This window comes from Flavobacterium sp., assembly GCF_049590715.1.
GTDB lineage: Bacteria > Bacteroidota > Bacteroidia > Flavobacteriales > Flavobacteriaceae > Flavobacterium.
The window spans coordinates 24,156-42,547 of record NZ_JBAWDL010000134.1; the positions used below are offsets into that span (position 1 = coordinate 24,156).

An 18,392-nucleotide genomic window follows, 5' to 3' on the forward strand; every position below is an offset into this window, starting at 1 on the left:
CCTATCTTAATTTTAATGTCACAATAGACAAAATGGCTAGTAAGATGGCTACAATCCAAAATCTGGTAACAATTTTACTTTCGTGATATCCTTTCTTTTGATAATGATGATGCAAAGGAGACATCAAAAATATTCTTCGGCCTTCGCCAAAACGCTTTTTGGTATACTTAAAATAACTCACTTGTAAAACCACTGAGAGATTTTCAACCAAGAAAACCCCACACAATAAAGGAATCAACAATTCTTTTCTAACAGCAATAGCCAAGACTGCAATAATTCCTCCAATAGTCAAACTCCCTGTATCTCCCATAAAAACAGAAGCTGGATACGAGTTATACCAAAGAAAACCAATCAATGCTCCTACAAATGCAGAAATAAACACAGTCATTTCTCCAGAGTTAGGGATATACATAATATTAAGATAATTCGAGAAAATAATATTCCCTGAAAGAAATGTAAAAATACCCAATGCGAGCACCGAAATAGCTGATGTTCCCGCTGCCAAACCATCAATACCATCCGTTAGATTTGCTCCGTTAGAAACGGCAGTAATAATAAAAATTACAATTGGAATAAATACCAACCAAGCCCATTTCTCATATCCATCACCTGTCCATGCTAAAACTTCAGCATAATCAAATTCATTATTCTTAAAGAAAGGAATTGTTGTTGCTGTTGACTTCTCTTCTACTGGAGCAGGATAAATCATGTTTTCTGTTGGAACTTTAAACACGTCCCTTTTACTAGTATCTGTTCGAACTACAACATCTGGACTAAAATACAATACATAACCAACAATCAACCCTAAACCTACTTGCCCAAAAACTTTAAAAATACCTTTTAATCCTTCTTTATCTTTTTTGAATATCTTTATATAATCATCAATAAAGCCGATAGTTCCCATCCAAAGTGTGGTAACAATCAACAACACAATATAAATATTCTGTAATTTGGCAAACAAGATAACGGGAATCAAAGTAGCAAAAATGATAATCAATCCTCCCATTGTAGGCGTTCCTGCTTTTTCATTTTGTCCAGCTAAACCTAATTCACGAACCGTTTCACCTACTTGTTGTCTTTGAAGAAAAAGTATCACTTGCTTACCATAAATAGTAGATAACAAAAGGGATAAAATAAAAGCCAAACCAGATCTGAAAGTAATATACTGAAATACACCTGTCCCAGAAATGTTCAGCGTTTTGTTTAAATATTCAAATAAATAGTATAACATATATGTTGGTTTATTTAGTTAGTAGTTATTTACTAAGTAGTTCTAATAATTCTTTTACTGTTTCCATATCATCAAAATGATGACGAACACCATTAATCTCTTGATAGTTTTCGTGTCCTTTTCCCGCAATTAGAATAATATCATTAGACTGAGCTAATTGACAAGCTGTTTTTATGGATTGTTTTCTATCCGTTATTGCTAATACTTTTTTATAATTATGTGCCGCAATTCCTTGTTCCATTTCATTAATAATCACCTCTGGATCCTCATTCCTTGGATTATCTGATGTTAGGATAACTTTATCGCTCAATTCCGCAGCAATACTTGCCATTATAGGACGTTTGGTTTTATCGCGATTGCCTCCACAGCCTACCACGGTTATCAATTGTTCGTTTTTTGTTCGAATATCATTAATGGTTTTCAAAACGTTCTCAAGAGCATCAGGCGTGTGCGCATAATCAACAATCGCAGTAATATTAGTATCTGAAACAATAAATTGAAAACGTCCTGAAACACTTTCTAAATCAGACAATAATCGAAGTGCTTCCAAACTATCTAAACCAAGTTCCGTAGCTGTAGCATAAATTGCCAAAAGATTATAAGCATTAAAAGTACCAATCAACTTAACCCACACCTCATTATCATTTATTTTCAACAACAGTCCCGATAATTGATTTTCTAGAATTTGCGCTCTGAAATCAGCATACGATTTTAAAGCATACGTCAATTTTTTTGACACTGTATTTTGCAACATCACCGCACCATTTTTATCATCAATATTCGTGATTGAAAATGCCGTTTTAGGGAGGTTATCAAAAAATGATTTTTTCACATCTCTATATTCTGCAAAAGTGGCGTGATAATCCAAATGATCGTGTGACAAATTGGTAAACACACCGCCTGTAAAATGCAAGGCTTCAGTTCTTTTTTGATGTATACCATGAGAACTTACTTCCATGAAACAATAATCAACACCCCTTTCTTTCATTTCAGCCAAATAATGGTTGATAGTAATCGAATCTGGAGTAGTATGAGTGGCTTTATATTCGGTTTCGTCCACCATAATTTTGACAGTCGAAATCAAACCTACTTTGAAACCTGCTTTTTTAAACAATTGAAATAATAACGAAGCGATTGTAGTCTTACCATTCGTTCCTGTTATCCCAACCAATTTCATGTTTTGAGAAGGGTTACCAAAGTAATTTGCCGCCATAAAAGCTAGTGCTTTATTCGTATCCTCAACTTCTACATAAGTAATTCCAACTTCTAGCTTCTCTGGCAAAGTATCACAAACAATAGCAATAGCTCCTAATGAAATTGCTTTTTCAATGAAATCATGACCATCTGAAAGTGTACCGCGAATAGCGATAAAAACATCATTGGCCTCGATTTTTCTTGAATCAAACTCCATTTTATTTATCGCAATATCAGTTGAGCCTTTTAAAGATTCAATTGCTACTTTATACAATATGTCTTTTAATACAATCACAGTAATTCTAATGTTATGGTTGTGTTCTTAATTATATTTTGTCCCGCTTGAAGCGATTGTGTATTTACTTTACCTATTCCATTTGCAAAAACCCTCAATCCTAAATTTTCTAATAAAGCAATTGCATCCATCCCAGGCATTCCTTTTACATTAGGAATATGTTGCTGTGGTTTTTGTAAACTAACAAAGTAATTCTGATAACTTTTCTCTTGCTTTTCTATCTTTTTATTGATGTTTTTAATTTCGTTTGTCGAAGGAACATCTGTAAAAATTTTTTGTGCAATTCTTTTAAAAACAGGACCTGCTACATCAGCGCCATAGTAATTATTCATAGAAGTATTAGGCTTATGTACCACGACAATACAAGAATATTTAGGCTGATCCGCAGGGAAATACCCCACAAAAGAAGAAGCATAATACAAAGCTGACTTTCCTTCTTTTCCTCCATAATTCATCTGAGCTGTTCCTGTTTTTCCAGCCATAGAAAATTCTTTTGAATACAACTTAGAACCCGTTCCTTTTTTAACAACATTCTCTAAAACAGCTTTTAGTTTTTTAATCGTTTCCAGTGAACAAACCTTTGGATTAATAACTTCTGTATCGAATTTTTTAATTGTTTTGTTCCATTCTTTAATTTCCGATATAAATTGCGGTCTTACCATCACTCCATTATTTGCAACAGCATTATAAAACGCTAAAGTTTGCATAGGGGTAATTGAAACTTCGTATCCAAAAGCCATCCATGGAAGTGAAATTCCTGACCAGCTTTTATCTCCAGGATGTGGGATAATTGGCCTTCCTTCTCCTTTGAGATGCAATCCTAAAGTTTTATCCAATCCGAAATTTTTAATATGATTTACAAATTTTGATGGATTATTTTTATAATTATTATACACCGCCTGAACCATTACTGTATTTGATGATAGCTCAAATCCACGAGCTAAAGAAATCTTCCCATAACCACCCGTATGTGAATCCCGTACAGATCTTCCATAATATTTAACTACACCACCATGTGTATCATAGACGGTGCTGGTATCGGCTACTTTGTCTTCTAAAATTGCCATTAAATCAACTAATTTAAAAGTAGAACCAGGCTCATGAGATTCGGCTACTGCGTAATTGGTAGTTTCATAATAAGTTCCATCATTAGCTCTTCCTAGGTTCGCAATCGCTTTTACTTGACCCGTATGTGATTCCATTACCACAACACATCCATGATCTGCTTGATAATCCTCTAATTGTTTCAATAAAGCGTGGTGTGCAATATCCTGAATAAAGACATCAATAGTCGAAATCACATCATATCCATCCTGAGGATCTACTTCATTCAAATCCCGTATTGGTTTCCATTGACCTTTGGCAATTTTTTGTTTTAAAATCTTTCCATCTTTCCCGTTTAAGTAGTCACGATATGCCCATTCTATTCCTTTACCTTCAAAAGAATTTTCACCTATTTTCCGTTCGTAACCAATGGTACGCTCAGCTATTTTCCCTATTGGATGTTCCCTTACTGTTTTTTGTTCCACAATAATCCCTCCTTTATAGGCACCTAATTTGAATAATGGAAATCCTTTGATTTTAATATAATCTGTATAGCTCAAATCTCTAGCGATCAAATAATAGCGATTATTAGTCGCTCTTGCTCTACGAAGTTGGTTTTGATAAAAACTGCTTGATTTATCCAAAATTGTTGCCAATGAATCCGAAAGAGCTGCTACGTTTTTTTCAAACACTTCTGCTTTTGGTGCCAAAGCGTCAAAACGAATCACATAATTAGGAATAGAAGTCGCTAATAAACTCCCATCAGCTGAATAAATATTTCCTTTATTAGCAGGGATTACAAAATTACGAACCGTTCTTTCTTTTGCCAAACCTCTATAATACTCCCCTTCAACCCACTGAATATTAGTTAATTTCACAGCAATAGCTATTGCCATCAAAAAGATCACAAAAGCCACTAGGTACATTCTATACGATATGTTTTTATCCTCTACTGCCATATTTTTTTAAAAAAACCTTTTTCTTCTTCTTTTTTGACTTTAATCTTTACTGGAGGCACTGTTGCAGGATATATTTCCCTAGACTCCATTTTTGCAGAAACAGTAGACTCCATTTTTAATTTCATCAATTGTGAACGTCGGTCTACAAATTCCGAACGCAATTCTTTTACCTCGCCTGTTAGCGCTGCGATTGCAAATACCTTTTGTTCATATCGTTGCGTGTTTGCAATCATTATAATTGCCAAAACGATTATAAAAACAATAAAACGCCAATTCTTAATCGCATCATCATCGATAAGAAACTTTGCTTTCAATATGTCGTATAAACCGTGTTTCATTTTTCCTCTCCCCGACCCTCTCCAAAGGAGAGGGAGACTGGGCGTTATCAGTTAATATTGATTTTTTTTCGAATCTTTAAATAAATAATAAATTGTAATTATTATTTCTTTTCAGCTATTCTTAATTTTGCACTTCGAGCTCTATTATTGACTTTTATCTCGTCATTACCTGGAATGATTAATTTTCCAACCGACTTAAACGGAACTGAAAAATTACCAAAGAAATCACGTTCGGGTTCCCCTTCAAACATTCCATTTTTTATAAATCTTTTTACCAATCTATCCTCAAGAGAGTGATACGAAATAACACTTAAGCGTCCTTCTGGATTTAATATTTCTAAGGATTGTTCCAAGAACTCTTTCAAAACATCCATTTCTTTATTTACTTCAATACGAATAGCTTGATAAATTTGTGCTAATATTTTATTGCGAACTCTCTCTGGCAAATATTTCGCTAAAACTTCTTTTAAATCATCTGTAGTTTTGATAGGCATTTCCTCTCTTGCTTCTACAATTGTTCGTGCTAATGCTGGTGCATTTTTCAATTCACCATAATCATAAAACACCCGTTTTAGATTCGCATCATCATATTCATTAACTACTTTATAAGCGCTAAGAGTATTTTTTTGGCTCATTCGCATGTCCAAATCAGCATCAAAACGAGTTGAAAAACCTCTTTCAGGAACATCAAATTGATGTGAAGAAACTCCTAAGTCACCTAAAATCCCATCCACACTTCTTACTCCATAAAAGCGCAAGAACCGTTTGATGAATCTAAAATTTTCATTAATTAAAGTAAATCGTTCATCATCTAAAGCATTTGCTAAAGCATCTTCATCTTGATCAAAAGCAAACAATTTTCCGTTTGGCCCTAATCGACTCAAAATCTCTTTTGAATGCCCTCCTCCACCGAAGGTTACATCTACATATATTCCGTCTGGTTTGATATTCAAACCGTCAACTGATTCCTTAAGCAAAACTGGATTATGATATTCCATTGTCATCGTCATTTAAATTTCCCATTACATCCTCGGCAAGGTCTGCAAAATCAATATCGTCGCCATTTATTGATTGTTCATACAAGTCTTTGTCCCAAATTTCAACAATATTTACTGCCGATGAAAAAACAACATCTTTAGTGATTTTTGCAAAAACAACTAGATCTTTTGGCACTAACAATCGTCCCAAAGAATCGATTTCTACCATTTTTACCCCAGCGGTAAAACGACGAATGAAATCGTTGTTCTTTTTAACAAAACGATTGAGCTTGTTGATTTTAGCCATCATTAAATTCCATTCATCCATAGGATACAATTCCAAACAAGGTTGAAACACGGAACGCTTCAAAACAAAACCGTCTTGAAGAGATGCAGCAAGTTGCTTTTTCAAAGGTGCAGGTAAAAGCACCCTACCTTTGGCATCAACTTTACACTCATATGTTCCTACAATTGTATTCAAGAAAACTGTATTAAATGATTTAAGCAAAAATATAAAAAATTATACCACTTTCTACCACTTATTACCACTTTGTTGATAAGTTTAACCACTTTCCTTTAAAAGAGCTTAATTTTTAGACGCTCAGCTTGTTAGCACTCACAAGAAACCTGCGTAAGAATATTCATTGCCATGCAAAATCCATTAATTTTTTCGCAAAAAATTAACGATAAAATCCATTTATACACAAGCAAAAAAAGATCGCAAAAACTACATTTTCAGATTATCAAAATAGTATGCAAATAAAAAATACTAACAAGAAATATTCTAGTCAAAAAAGAGATTCAAAAATTCTTTTTTACTTATTAAATCCTATATTTGTGAAAATTGAAATCTGGAAGTATTAAAATGGAAGAAAACTATAAGAAAGAAGGTAGATACAGCTATTATGAAGCTGGCGAAGGAACACCTATTGTAATTTTACATGGTCTGATGGGCGGACTAAGTAATTTTGATGCTGTTGCTAGTTACTTTTCAGACAAAGGATACAAAATCGTTATTCCAGACTTACCTATTTACACCCAAAGCATATTAAAAACCAATGTAAAAGCTTTTGCAAAATACGTAAAAGACTTTATTACATTCAAAGGATTTGATAGAGTTATTCTACTTGGAAATTCATTAGGCGGACATATTGCCTTATATCATACTAAAATGTATCCTGAAAAAGTAGCCGGACTCGTAATAACAGGAAGCTCAGGTCTTTACGAAAGCGCCATGGGGGACAGCTACCCAAAAAGAGGTGATTATGAATACATCAAGAAGAAAGCCGAAGATGTGTTTTATGATCCAAAAGTGGCTACACCAGAACTAATTGACGAGGTTTACGCATCTGTAAATGATCGAATAAAATTGATTAAAACCTTGACTATTGCTAAAAGTGCAATACGTCATAATATGGCCAAGGATTTACCTAAAATGCACGTACAAACTTGTATTATTTGGGGAAAAAATGACAAAGTAACCCCTCCTGAAGTTGCTGATGAATTTAAAAAACTACTCCCCAATTCAACTTTATACTGGATTGACAAATGTGGTCATGCTGCTATGATGGAACAACCAGAAGAATTCAATCAATTACTAGAACAATGGCTTACTAAAACCAATTTATAAGCCTCCCTAGCTAATTTATATATTAAAAAACATGAAAATTAATACTGCCGAATTTATAATAAGTAATTCCGATGTTGCAAAATGTCCAAAAGACTTTTTACCCGAATATGCTTTTATAGGTAGATCAAACGTAGGGAAATCATCATTAATCAACATGTTGACTAACCAAAAAAAATTAGCCAAAACCTCAGGAAGACCTGGGAAAACACAACTTATAAATCACTTCTTGATTAATAAAAATTGGTTCTTAGTTGATTTACCTGGTTATGGTTATGCAAAGGTTTCTAAAAAAACAAAATCAGTTTTTCAGCAATTCATAACGGATTATTTTGAAACAAGAGAACAGTTAGCTTGTGCTTTTGTACTAATTGATATTCGTCATGATGCACAAGCAATTGATATTGAATTCATGTCCTATATGGGAGAAAGTGAAATACCGTTTTGTATTGTTTTTACTAAAGCAGACAAAATCAGCAAAACAAAAATAGACTCACATATAGCGGCTTATAAAAAACAAATGTTTGCGAATAACTGGGCCGAAATGCCTCCCTATTTTGTTACCTCTGCAACAGAAAGCCTTGGAAAAGAAGACTTATTAGGATACATAGACGAAGTCAATCAAGAAATATTCAAAAACAACAATCAGTTTTAATACCTTTTGAATACAAAATAAGAAACCCCAAAAACAGTATTTATTTGTTTTTGGGGTTTTTCTATAAAAGAGCTAACCTTAAAATATTACTTTACTTAAGAGACCATTCTAACAACTATTAATAAATAGTTTATAAAGCAACAAGAACTGTGAATTTTATTTCTTGACAAGTGTTATTTTCATTTCTTCATTTTCTAAAATTAACTTATCACTTTGAATTGTACTTTCATATAAAAATGGCGTACCTGTCTCATCCTTAATTGTCAAGTTTTTGCCCTTTTTTGTTAAAGTATAAATTCCATCTGTAAAATCCCTTTCTAAATGTCCGTTTACATGTCCATCGTGGGTAAAAGTTAAAACTCCATTGGTCAAAATATCATTTTTAACACTATCAGATAGAGGTGTTTTTGCTTCAACTTCGGTTATTTTCCAGGAATCAACTAATTTGTTTCGCTTTTTACCACACGAAACCATAAATACAGTTAATAACACAACTCCAAATAAAAATAGTTTAGATTTTTTCATAATTTTTCAGATTATTAAATTAAACATGAACAAGTTACAAAAAAATAAATTATTATTTACTATTTCAAAATATAGCGATACGCAAAACAAATTATTTATAAATCTATCACCTTTTAAAAACAAACCAATAAAAGTATTGATTTGTTTTTGAGGTTTTTCAATCGCTAATTTAAAATATGAATGCCATTCGTATTACAATTGCCCCAGACAGCGGCGACAGCCCAGACTGAAAAAATATTTTTTTTTAACAGGTGCTACAGAGCGACTAGAAGAAGCTCCTGTAATGACTTAGTAAAAAAAGCTGTTTAAAAGAGGGCTATAGCAAAAGGCTGATTGAGACTTTGAAAAACTATTTTCCTCCTGTCAATTCTAATTTCTCAGCAAAATACTCGCAGAAATCCTTCATAGTTGCTGCCATTTTTTCGTCACCAGTAGCGCGGTGAAAAGTATCAGACATAGCCACCAGTGTTTGATGAAAGAAAATCTTCATTTCGTCAACAGGCATGTCTTTTGTCCACAAGTCGATACGCATACTCTCTTTGGCTTTGCTATCCCAAATTGAAAGCATAATAGCTTTCGCTTCCTCTAAGGCAACTCCACCGTCCTGAGCTGACCACAATAATTTTTCAGGGATTCGGTTTTCATCTAATTCTACTAGAAATTTAATTTCTGATCTGTTTTTATCTGACATTATTTCTTGGGTTTGTATTTTGATTTTTCAAATATTTCTTTTGCTTCTATACTAAGTAGCTCTTTCAAAGAAACCTCATTATTATCCATAAACGATCGTACGATTTGCCAACCTATCCAAGCACCTACTTGTCCTGGACTTTCATTATCAATTTCTAAATAAAATTTAGAAAAAGGAGCTGCATTTACAAATCGAGAGCCTAATTTTTGATCATCACTATAAAGCATTTCTTTTTCTATAAAATATTCCCACATATAGACTTCATTTTCTTGACACCATAGTAATTGCTCTGGTGTATACCCTATTTTATCAGCATCAGAATAATTTGTAATCAGTTCATCCTTTAAGTACAATTCTTTTCCAGCATATATGATTTTTGAAAGGAAATTTTTCTCCAAATTAGGTTTCATCTTATATTTAAAAAAACTAGTAACCACATCAGGCATGATTTGCGTTTTTTCGAAATTTTGCTTAATATAATTCGGGAATTGATAAAAACGATGCTCTTTTCCTAGATATAATTCTAGGGCTATCACTACTAAACTATCTGTATAAATTACTTTATTATTATAATCCATATCACCAATAATAGTAACTACTTTAGGTGTTTTAGTCTCTGGGAAATAATATTTAATATGTTTAAAAGTGTCCTCAAATTCTGTTTTTACAGGTTCAAAATCAGCATATTTTTTTTGAACTTCTCGATACAACTCTCTCCATTGTGGATTTTGCATCTTTTCTAACCACACTTCATCATTATTACCCGCAGGAAAAAACAAAGGAAACACTTTTTTGATCTTATCTAAATCTTTAGGTGCTGTTTCAAAAAAAGCCTTATCAAAACGTTCCACCTTAATATTGACAGAAATATCATCTATTATCTTCTCGGATTTACTCTTTTTTCCACAAGACATAAAAAAGAAACTCAGAAGAATAGGAATAAAATATAATTTCATTTTATTTTAATTAAATTTGTATCGGAAAAATTATCCATTTGCATCACATTAGTAACTGATTGCAAATATACGGATTCCTACTTTTTAAAATTGAAACAAATATGACTAAAAAAAGTACAATTCCAGTTGAAAAGGTGAACACTCACATTGTCAACTGGTTAAAAACATATGCGGAATCCGCAAAAGCAAATGGTTTTGTTATTGGAATTTCGGGAGGAGTTGACTCTGCTTTGACTTCTACTTTATGTGCACAAACAGGTCTAAAAGTACTATGCGTTGAAATGCCCATACACCAACATGCGAGTCATGTAAGCCGTGGACGTGAACATATTGAACAATTAAAAAAACGTTTCCCAAATGTTTCTAATGTTGAGACCGATTTAACACCTGTTTTTGAAGCTTTCAAAAAAGAAGTTTCTACTGATTTTGACGAAAAAAAATTACAACTTACTTTGGCAAACACAAGGGCTCGTTTGAGGATGACTACTCTATATTACCATGGTGGTGTACATGGATTATTAGTTGCTGGAACAGGCAATAAAGTAGAAGATTTTGGTGTTGGATTTTACACTAAATATGGAGACGGAGGTGTTGATATAAGCCCAATCGCTGATTTATTAAAATCAGATGTATTTGCTTTAGCAGCTTTTTTAAAAGTTCCCGAATCAATATTAACAGCTATGCCTTCAGATGGCTTATTTGGTGACGAAAAAACAGATGAAGAACAGTTAGGCGCTAGCTATGATGAATTAGAATGGGCTATGTTAGCCAATGAAAAAGTACTAGCAACAGCTACCTTTTCAGAAAGAGAAAAAGTAGTTTTTGACATCTACAATCGACTAAACTTGGTCAACCAGCACAAAATGAATCCAATCCCTGTTTGTATAATCAATAATATTTATTAATTTTGTCGTAAAAAACTTGCTATATTGTTTTTTTTTGACTAATTTTATTTCCCCATCTCTAACAAACTCAACTTAAATATAAATAAATACCACATAAAATTAAATACCATGATAAAAGTTTGTTTAGCTGATAGCTTACCCGTAGTACACTTTGGAGTAAAATCATACTTCAAGGACCATGCCGATATTTCAATCGTTGCCAATGTTGGTAGCTTTTTGATGATTCGCGACATCCTTCTTACAAAAGAAATTGATGTTTTAATATTAGATTTAGAACTAGAAGGTCTTTCAAGCATTTTCGAAGTAAAATCGATTTTGAAAAACTTCCCTAAAACTAAAATTATAATTTTCAGTGGACTTTCAGAACAAATTTATGCCCCTAACGCAATTAAAGCTGGTGTATCAGGATATGTTCATAAGAAAGAAAAATTAGAAACTCTTGGACAATCCATTATTAAAGTAAACCAAGGAAAAATCATTATGAACGAAACCGTTAAGAAAAATTTAGCTTTAATTGCTAAACAAAACAAAAGCGAGCGTTTGTACAGAAAATTATCAAACCGTGAGGTTGAAGTTTTACGTTATTTAAGTGGTGGTAAAAAGAACCACGAAATTGCTGATATCTTAAACCTAAACGAGAAAACGATTAGTACCTATAAATTGAGATTGTTGACTAAATTAAACGTAACCAACTTGGTTGATCTAGTAAACAAAGCAAAAACATTAGAAATCGTTTAACTAAAACGAGACATTACTCTTCCTAATTTTTTTGAAAAAGAATTTGTAAGCGTAATGTAATCCATAATCATTAACAAAGACTCCGTATTATCTACCTCAGATGATATGGAGTTTTTTAGTTCTTCTATAATACTCCCCACTAAATACCATCTCATTGTTAGGATTGTTTCGCTCACATTCTGAGCAATAGTATCGTTCTTGGTCTTTGGAAAAATATTTTGTCCTTCCCAATTATGCATGACCAATTTCTCATCTTCCATCAAGATATCTGTAACTTCTTGCGCATATTCAGGGGGTAAATGCATTAAATACTGCTCTAAACTGAAACTTTCATTTTGCAAATAATGATTAATTAGATCATTAAAAATAGCTCTAAATAAAGAATTAGCCAACTCCACCTCATCTTCCTGAAGACTAAGATAAATACGCTGAAAAACTTTTAAGTTTTTTTTCTCGGTTACGGTTACTATTTCACCCTCATCATTAGCTTTTAAAAATGTATCTTCAAACTCCTCTTCTTTATTCCCATAAAGCAATAAAATTTCAATTATTTTGCGTTCCAGACGATATAAAATATCAACTTTTTCAGAGGATTGAGGATTTTCATTTTTTACAACTACAAAAGACTTTTGCTCCTTTTTAGCTTTCTTCTCTACCTCAACAACATCTTTCTGTGTCAATTGTGCCAAAGTACTCACTAAAACCTGTTCGGAAATATCCATGATTCTTGAACATTCCTGAATATAGACTTCACGTTGTATTCTATCTGGAATTTTAGAAATACTAATTACCATATCCCGAATCAAATCGGCTTTTTTGATAGGATCATTCTTTGCTTCATCCATCAAAAGAGAAGCTTTGAACTGAATAAAATCTTTGGCATTATTTTCTAAATAAGCCACTAAATCATCATAAGACGATTTTTTAGCAAAACTATCTGGATCTTCACCGTCAGGAAAGGTACATACCTTGACATTCATTCCTTCTTCCAGAATCAAATCAATTCCTCTAACCGAAGCTCGTAAACCCGCAGCATCACCGTCAAAAAGCACGGTAATGTTTTTTGTCAAACGATTGATTAATCGGATTTGGTCTGGCGTTAAAGCTGTCCCTGAAGAGGCTACAACATTTTCGATTCCGGATTGATTAAATTGAATGACATCCGTATATCCTTCTACCAAATAACAATTGTTTTGTTTTGCAATAGCTTGCTTAGCTTGAAAAATACCATACAATACTTTACTCTTGTGGTACAAATCACTTTCTGGTGAATTAAGGTATTTAGCCGCTTTTTTATCATTCGTCAAAATTCGACCTCCAAAACCTAAAATTCTTCCAGACATACTTTGGATAGGGAACATCACACGTCCTTTGAACCTGTCAAATGGACGATCGTCTTTTGGAATTGTAAGTCCGGTACTTTCTAAAAATTCTAACTTATATCCTTTTCCTAAAGCTTCTTTAGTGAAAGCATCCCAAGTTTCAGGAGAATAACCTAAACTAAATTTTTTAATGGTTTCATTAGTAAATCCTCTTTCTTTGAAATAAGAAAGCCCAATAGCTTTTCCTTCTTCAGTATTCAAAAGTGTTCTATGGAAATAATCTTTTGCAAATTCAGACACTAAATACATACTCTCACGAGCATCCATATTTGCTTTTTCTTCATTTGTTTGTTCGGTCTCTTCAATTTCAATATTATACTTTTTGGCTAAATACCGAATCGCTTCAGGATAAGTAAAATGTTCATGCTCCATTATAAAAGCAATCGCATTTCCTCCTTTTCCAGAACTAAAATCTTTCCATATTCCTTTAGCTGGTGAAACCATAAAAGAAGGAGAACGCTCATCTGAGAACGGACTCAAGCCTTTGAAGTTGCTTCCGGCACGCTTTAATTGCACAAAATCACCAATAACCTCCTCTACACGAGCAGTTTCGAAAACAGTATCTATGGTGGCTTTTGTAATCAAATGTAGAAATTTAAAGATTGTAGAATTTAAAGATTGCAAAATTACACAATCCGAATCAAAAGAATCTATTTTTTTCTTTCGATAACGTAATTCACCATTAAAACTAAGGCTTTTTTATATTCAGACTCAGGATAAGCATCCAAAAGAGAAAGGGCTTCTTGTTGAAAAGTAATCATTTTATTTTCGGCATACGCTAGACCATTATTATTTTTTACAAAAGCAATTACTTCTTTGACTCTTTTTTTGTCTTTATTGTGGTTTTTAATCGAATTAATCAACCACCTTTTTTCATTAGAAGTACAAGTATTTAAAACATGAATTAAGGGCAACGTCATTTTTTGTTCCTTGATATCGATACCTGTTGGTTTGCCAATAGCTTCCTCAGAATAATCAAACAAATCATCCTTAATTTGGAATGCCATCCCTATGAGTTCCCCAAATTTTCGGATATTCTCCACTTGAACTTCGTCGTCAATAACGGATTTAGCACCAAGAGCACAACAAGCAGCTATAAGTGTTGCTGTTTTTTTTCGGATAATTTCATAATAAACATCCTCTATTATATCAAGTCTTCGGGCTTTTTCGATTTGAAGTAACTCCCCTTCACTCATTTCACGCACTGCAACCGATATGATTTTAAGCAAATCAAAATCGCCATTATCTATAGAAAGTAATAATCCTTTTGAAAGTAAATAATCACCAACTAAAACTGCAATTTTATTTTTCCAAAGTGCATTGATAGAAAAGAAACCTCTTCTCCTATTACTATCATCCACTACATCATCATGTACCAAAGTAGCAGTATGAATTAGTTCAATTACAGAAGCACCGCGATAAGTTCGTTCGTTAACTTCGCCTCCTGAAACCATTTTGGCAGTTAAAAAAACAAACATAGGACGCATTTGTTTTCCTTTTCTATTGACAATATAATAGGTAATACGATTTAACAACGCCACTTGTGAAGTCATCGATTCATAGAACTTTTTTTCAAAAAGCTCCATTTCCTTAAAGATGGGTTGTTTTATTATAGTAGTAACATTCATTTCGATTTCAAATATACTATTTTAATAAAAAATACAACTCATTAATTTTTAATATAACACAGGCTACTTTTTTAAATTCAAAAAAAACAGTTCTAAAAATTAAATATAAGCGTTAGAATTTCTCTAATTTTAATTATTTTTTCTAAATTAGCCTATTAATTCAAAAAAACATTAATCACACTAAACCAACCCTTTATCAAAAACCAATTCTTATGAAAACAAAAACAAGAATACTAGGAATACTCCTTTCAATTGGATTATTTATTAGCTGTACTCCAAAGGATAACGCTGATACTGACAACACCCCTTTGGCGGCTGATGATGTAACCACTGAATCAAAAATTGACACTGCTATAGAAGATATTACACTCATTGTTGAAGATCAAAACGCATCACAACAATCTGCAGCTTCTAAATCAAATATTGCTGTTGTAAGGTTTCTACCTGACTGCGCTGAAGTAACTGATGCTTCAACTACTGAGAACTGGATTAAGATAATTAATTTTGGAGATACCCCTTGCACCCTTAGAAATGGCAATACTATTAAAGGAAAAATTACCGTTAGTTTTTTAAAAACAAAACAAGAAATTCTTGTTTTATCCTATAAATTTGAAAATTTTTACCACAATGGCAATCTTATAACTGGAGACCACAATATTGAATTAACCAATAAAAGCACCGCAACACTTGTCACATCTCACCCTGTTATGACTCATAATATTCAGACGACTGTTACACTAGAAAACGGAAAAAAATATATTAGAACAGGAACTATTATTAGAGAGCTAATCGAAGGATATGACAATTATACTTGGAGTGACAATGTGGTGTCTATCACAGGAAACACAAGTACAACACTTCCTACAGGAGCAAAAGTAAACAAAACAATAATAATTCCTTTTCTAATCAAATCGAGTTGTACTAAACCTTACCCAGTAAAAGGAAGTTTTACAATTGAAAAAAACAACATTGACGGTACAGTTGATTTTGGAGATGGCGAATGTGATAATAATGCCACTTTTAAATTTAAAGGTATCACTTTTCCTATCGTCCTTAGCGGTAAATAAAAAAGTAAAATTAAAAAATCCCTTTTAAAACTGAATGTTTTAAAAGGGATTTTTTTTGCCTTAAACTTCTTTATTAGCTAACTGTCCGCAGGCAGCATCGATATCTTTTCCCCGGCTTCGGCGTACTTTTACGACGATACCTATTGCTTGCAATCCTTTGATATACGCATTAATTGCTTCTTCTGACGCTTGTTGAAATTCGCCATCATCAATAGGATTGTATTCAATCAAATTGACTTTACAAGGAACGTATTTACAAAATTTAACCAAAGCATCAACGGATTCTTTATTATCATTTATTCCTTTCCAAACTACATACTCATAAGAAATTTTACTTTTTGTTTTTCGGTACCAATATTCTAACGATTCACGCAATTCAGCCAAAGGAAAATTAGCACTAAAAGGCATAATTCGTGCTCTGATTTCATCAATTGCAGAATGCAAAGAAACCGCTAGCTTAAATTTAACTTCATCATCAGCCAGTTTTTTGATCATTTTAGGAATTCCTGAAGTAGAAACCATAATTCGTTTTGGTGACATTCCTAAACCTTCCTCAGAGGTTATCATTTCAATTGCCTTCAATACATTGTTATAATTCATTAAAGGCTCACCCATCCCCATGAAAACGATATTAGACAAAGGATGATTGTAATATAATTTACTTTCTCTATCAATAGCTATTACTTGGTCGTAAATTTCAGCAGGTTCTAGATTACGCATTCTTTTTAATCGTGCAGTAGCACAAAAATTACAATCTAAACTACATCCCACTTGACTAGAGACACATGCAGTAGTACGTGTTGCCGTAGGAATTAAAACTGACTCAACCACTAAACCATCATGTAAACGAACTGCGTTTTTTACCGTACCGTCTTCGGAACGTTGCATCGTATCTACTTTGATATGATTGATTACAAAATGAGTTTCAAGCATTAATCTTGTAGCTTTGGCCAAATTGGTCATATCCTCGAAACTGTGAGCTCCCTTGCTCCACAACCATTCATACACTTGATTTCCGCGGAAGGATTTATCTCCATGGTTCACAAAAAAATCACGTAGTTGTTCTTTGGATAAGGCGCGGATGTCTTTTTTCTCGATTTGCATGGGGCAAATTTAAGGTTTTTTGATGATTTAAAGCTTTGTAGTAAATTTAAAAAAACACCGTCCGCTCTAAAAATAAAAAAACCACTATGAAACGATTCGTTTCATAGTGGTTTTTTTTTATTTAATTTGAGCTTTTAACTACTCATTCAACATTTTCCAAAGTTTGTCCTTTAACTCAACTAATCCTTGTTGTGCCATTGAAGAAATAAATAAATACGGAATATCTTTGAAAGCCACATCTAGTTCGACTTTTAATTCGGCTTTTAATTCGTCATCTAGCATATCACATTTGGTAATAATCAACAAACGTTCTTTATCAAGCATTTCAGGGTTGTACTTAGTCAACTCATTCACTAGAATATCATATTCGCCTTTAATGTCTGGTGTATCTACTGGTACCATAAACAATAAGGTTGAATTACGCTCAATATGACGCAAGAAATAATGTCCTAATCCTTTTCCTTCAGCAGCACCCTCAATAATCCCTGGAATATCAGCAATTACAAATGATTGAAAATCTCTGTAAGCCACAATTCCTAAGTTAGGTTTTAAAGTCGTAAACGGATAATCAGCAATTTTAGGTTTTGCAGAAGTTAAGACTGAAAGCAAAGTTGATTTTCCAGCATTAGGAAAGCCTACTAACCCAACATCAGCCAACACTTTTAATTCTAAAATCACATCCATCTCCACTCCAGGTAAACCTGGCTGAGAGTAACGAGGAGTTTGATTTGTTGAACTTCTAAAATGCCAGTTTCCTAATCCTCCTTTACCACCACGAGAAAGAACTTGTTTCTCACCGTGATCTGTAATTTCGAATAATATTTCGCCTGTTTCTTTGTCTTTAACAACCGTTCCTAATGGTACTTCGATAAATTTATCATCACCGTCTGCACCTGTACTTCGGTCACCAGATCCGTCTCCACCATTCCCAGCTTTGACATGACGAGCAAATTTCAAGTGAAACAACGTCCAAAGTGCTTTGTTTCCTACTAAAATCACGTGACCTCCACGTCCTCCATCACCACCATCAGGTCCACCTTTTTCAATAAATTTTTCTCTATGTAAGTGCGTAGATC

The 18,392-nt window shown here is 33.1% G+C and carries 18 protein-coding genes; 5 read left to right on the forward strand and 13 right to left on the reverse strand.

Annotated elements, in window-relative coordinates:
- Position 1: 1 nt before the first annotated feature.
- From mraY to mraZ, 6 genes are all read right to left on the reverse strand, one after another.
- Positions 2-1,231, reverse strand: a complete 1,230-nt coding sequence (gene mraY / locus WBQ70_RS06200; RefSeq protein WP_423911805.1) for a phospho-N-acetylmuramoyl-pentapeptide-transferase — start codon at positions 1,229-1,231, stop codon at positions 2-4.
- A 25-nt stretch (positions 1,232-1,256) separates the two neighbouring features.
- Positions 1,257-2,720 carry a UDP-N-acetylmuramoyl-L-alanyl-D-glutamate--2,6-diaminopimelate ligase gene (locus WBQ70_RS06205; RefSeq protein ID WP_423911807.1) on the reverse strand — a complete coding sequence of 488 codons (1,464 nt, stop codon included), beginning with the start codon at positions 2,718-2,720 and terminating at the stop codon, positions 1,257-1,259.
- Entirely contained in the window at positions 2,717-4,723 is a 2,007-nt protein-coding gene (locus WBQ70_RS06210; RefSeq protein ID WP_423911810.1) for a penicillin-binding protein, read from the reverse strand. The genes WBQ70_RS06205 and WBQ70_RS06210 overlap by 4 nt, the downstream gene beginning before the upstream one ends.
- Positions 4,714-5,061: an FtsL-like putative cell division protein gene (locus tag WBQ70_RS06215; RefSeq protein ID WP_423911814.1), complete on the reverse strand. Its 348-nt coding sequence runs from the start codon at positions 5,059-5,061 to the stop codon at positions 4,714-4,716. Before WBQ70_RS06215 ends, WBQ70_RS06210 begins: the two co-directional genes overlap by 10 nt.
- 101 nt (positions 5,062-5,162) lie before the next feature.
- Positions 5,163-6,071 carry a 16S rRNA (cytosine(1402)-N(4))-methyltransferase RsmH gene (gene rsmH / locus WBQ70_RS06220; RefSeq protein ID WP_423911815.1) on the reverse strand — a complete coding sequence of 303 codons (909 nt, stop codon included), beginning with the start codon at positions 6,069-6,071 and terminating at the stop codon, positions 5,163-5,165.
- Positions 6,046-6,519, reverse strand: coding sequence for a division/cell wall cluster transcriptional repressor MraZ (mraZ, locus tag WBQ70_RS06225; protein WP_423911817.1), 474 nt, complete (start codon positions 6,517-6,519; stop codon positions 6,046-6,048). The genes rsmH and mraZ overlap by 26 nt, the downstream gene beginning before the upstream one ends.
- Positions 6,520-6,903: 384 nt before the next feature.
- Between mraZ and WBQ70_RS06230 the strand changes: the two genes are divergently transcribed.
- Together WBQ70_RS06230 and yihA are read left to right on the forward strand one after the other, a co-directional pair.
- On the forward strand, positions 6,904-7,668 hold the full coding sequence (locus WBQ70_RS06230) for an alpha/beta fold hydrolase (protein WP_423911820.1): 765 nt from the start codon (positions 6,904-6,906) through the stop codon (positions 7,666-7,668).
- Between the two features lie 31 nt (positions 7,669-7,699).
- Complete coding sequence (yihA, locus tag WBQ70_RS06235; RefSeq protein ID WP_423911823.1) at positions 7,700-8,320, forward strand: ribosome biogenesis GTP-binding protein YihA/YsxC; 621 nt, start codon at positions 7,700-7,702, stop codon at positions 8,318-8,320.
- Between the two features lie 156 nt (positions 8,321-8,476).
- Here the strand turns inward: yihA and WBQ70_RS06240 are convergent, their stop codons facing one another.
- From WBQ70_RS06240 to gldB, 3 genes are all read right to left on the reverse strand, one after another.
- Positions 8,477-8,845 carry a hypothetical protein gene (locus WBQ70_RS06240; protein ID WP_423911826.1) on the reverse strand — a complete coding sequence of 123 codons (369 nt, stop codon included), beginning with the start codon at positions 8,843-8,845 and terminating at the stop codon, positions 8,477-8,479.
- 349 nt (positions 8,846-9,194) lie between these two features.
- Complete coding sequence (gldC, locus tag WBQ70_RS06245; protein WP_423911829.1) at positions 9,195-9,536, reverse strand: gliding motility protein GldC; 342 nt, start codon at positions 9,534-9,536, stop codon at positions 9,195-9,197.
- The gene (gldB, locus tag WBQ70_RS06250) at positions 9,536-10,492 is read right to left on the reverse strand and encodes a gliding motility lipoprotein GldB (protein WP_423911831.1); all 957 of its coding nucleotides are present in this window, start codon (positions 10,490-10,492) and stop codon (positions 9,536-9,538) included. Before gldB ends, gldC begins: the two co-directional genes overlap by 1 nt.
- A gap of 101 nt (positions 10,493-10,593) precedes the next feature.
- Between gldB and nadE the strand changes: the two genes are divergently transcribed.
- Together nadE and WBQ70_RS06260 are read left to right on the forward strand one after the other, a co-directional pair.
- The gene (nadE, locus tag WBQ70_RS06255) at positions 10,594-11,397 is read left to right on the forward strand and encodes an NAD(+) synthase (protein WP_423911834.1); all 804 of its coding nucleotides are present in this window, start codon (positions 10,594-10,596) and stop codon (positions 11,395-11,397) included.
- Between the two features lie 108 nt (positions 11,398-11,505).
- Complete coding sequence (locus WBQ70_RS06260; RefSeq protein ID WP_423911835.1) at positions 11,506-12,135, forward strand: LuxR C-terminal-related transcriptional regulator; 630 nt, start codon at positions 11,506-11,508, stop codon at positions 12,133-12,135.
- Here WBQ70_RS06260 and dnaG read toward each other — a convergent pair.
- Both dnaG and WBQ70_RS06270 read right to left on the reverse strand, forming a co-directional pair.
- Entirely contained in the window at positions 12,132-14,102 is a 1,971-nt protein-coding gene (dnaG, locus tag WBQ70_RS06265; protein WP_423911837.1) for a DNA primase, read from the reverse strand. The two genes, WBQ70_RS06260 and dnaG, sit on opposite strands and share 4 nt — an antisense overlap.
- Positions 14,103-14,167: 65 nt before the next feature.
- On the reverse strand, positions 14,168-15,145 hold the full coding sequence (locus WBQ70_RS06270; protein ID WP_423911840.1) for a polyprenyl synthetase family protein: 978 nt from the start codon (positions 15,143-15,145) through the stop codon (positions 14,168-14,170).
- A gap of 212 nt (positions 15,146-15,357) precedes the next feature.
- Between WBQ70_RS06270 and WBQ70_RS06275 the strand changes: the two genes are divergently transcribed.
- Positions 15,358-16,212, forward strand: a complete 855-nt coding sequence (locus WBQ70_RS06275; RefSeq protein WP_423911843.1) for a hypothetical protein — start codon at positions 15,358-15,360, stop codon at positions 16,210-16,212.
- Between the two features lie 60 nt (positions 16,213-16,272).
- Here the strand turns inward: WBQ70_RS06275 and rlmN are convergent, their stop codons facing one another.
- On the reverse strand, positions 16,273-17,316 hold the full coding sequence (gene rlmN, locus WBQ70_RS06280; protein ID WP_423911845.1) for a 23S rRNA (adenine(2503)-C(2))-methyltransferase RlmN: 1,044 nt from the start codon (positions 17,314-17,316) through the stop codon (positions 16,273-16,275).
- A gap of 138 nt (positions 17,317-17,454) precedes the next feature.
- The coding region (gene obgE, locus WBQ70_RS06285; protein ID WP_423911847.1) for a GTPase ObgE at positions 17,455-18,392 on the reverse strand (938 nt) is incomplete at its 5' end.

Excerpts from the sequence above, each read along its gene's own strand:
- mraY (WP_423911805.1), bottom strand. The coding sequence starts at position 1,231 with ATGTTATACTATTTATTTGAATATTTAAACAAAACGCTGAACATTTCT.
- WBQ70_RS06210 (WP_423911810.1), bottom strand. The coding sequence starts at position 4,723 with ATGGCAGTAGAGGATAAAAACATATCGTATAGAATGTACCTAGTGGCT.
- WBQ70_RS06215 (WP_423911814.1), bottom strand. The coding sequence starts at position 5,061 with ATGAAACACGGTTTATACGACATATTGAAAGCAAAGTTTCTTATCGAT.
- rsmH (WP_423911815.1), bottom strand. The coding sequence starts at position 6,071 with ATGACGATGACAATGGAATATCATAATCCAGTTTTGCTTAAGGAATCA.
- WBQ70_RS06230 (WP_423911820.1), top strand. The coding sequence starts at position 6,904 with ATGGAAGAAAACTATAAGAAAGAAGGTAGATACAGCTATTATGAAGCT.
- yihA (WP_423911823.1), top strand. The coding sequence starts at position 7,700 with ATGAAAATTAATACTGCCGAATTTATAATAAGTAATTCCGATGTTGCA.
- WBQ70_RS06240 (WP_423911826.1), bottom strand. The coding sequence starts at position 8,845 with ATGAAAAAATCTAAACTATTTTTATTTGGAGTTGTGTTATTAACTGTA.
- gldC (WP_423911829.1), bottom strand. The coding sequence starts at position 9,536 with ATGTCAGATAAAAACAGATCAGAAATTAAATTTCTAGTAGAATTAGAT.
- gldB (WP_423911831.1), bottom strand. The coding sequence starts at position 10,492 with ATGAAATTATATTTTATTCCTATTCTTCTGAGTTTCTTTTTTATGTCT.
- nadE (WP_423911834.1), top strand. The coding sequence starts at position 10,594 with ATGACTAAAAAAAGTACAATTCCAGTTGAAAAGGTGAACACTCACATT.
- WBQ70_RS06260 (WP_423911835.1), top strand. The coding sequence starts at position 11,506 with ATGATAAAAGTTTGTTTAGCTGATAGCTTACCCGTAGTACACTTTGGA.
- WBQ70_RS06270 (WP_423911840.1), bottom strand. The coding sequence starts at position 15,145 with ATGAATGTTACTACTATAATAAAACAACCCATCTTTAAGGAAATGGAG.
- WBQ70_RS06275 (WP_423911843.1), top strand. The coding sequence starts at position 15,358 with ATGAAAACAAAAACAAGAATACTAGGAATACTCCTTTCAATTGGATTA.
- rlmN (WP_423911845.1), bottom strand. The coding sequence starts at position 17,316 with ATGCAAATCGAGAAAAAAGACATCCGCGCCTTATCCAAAGAACAACTA.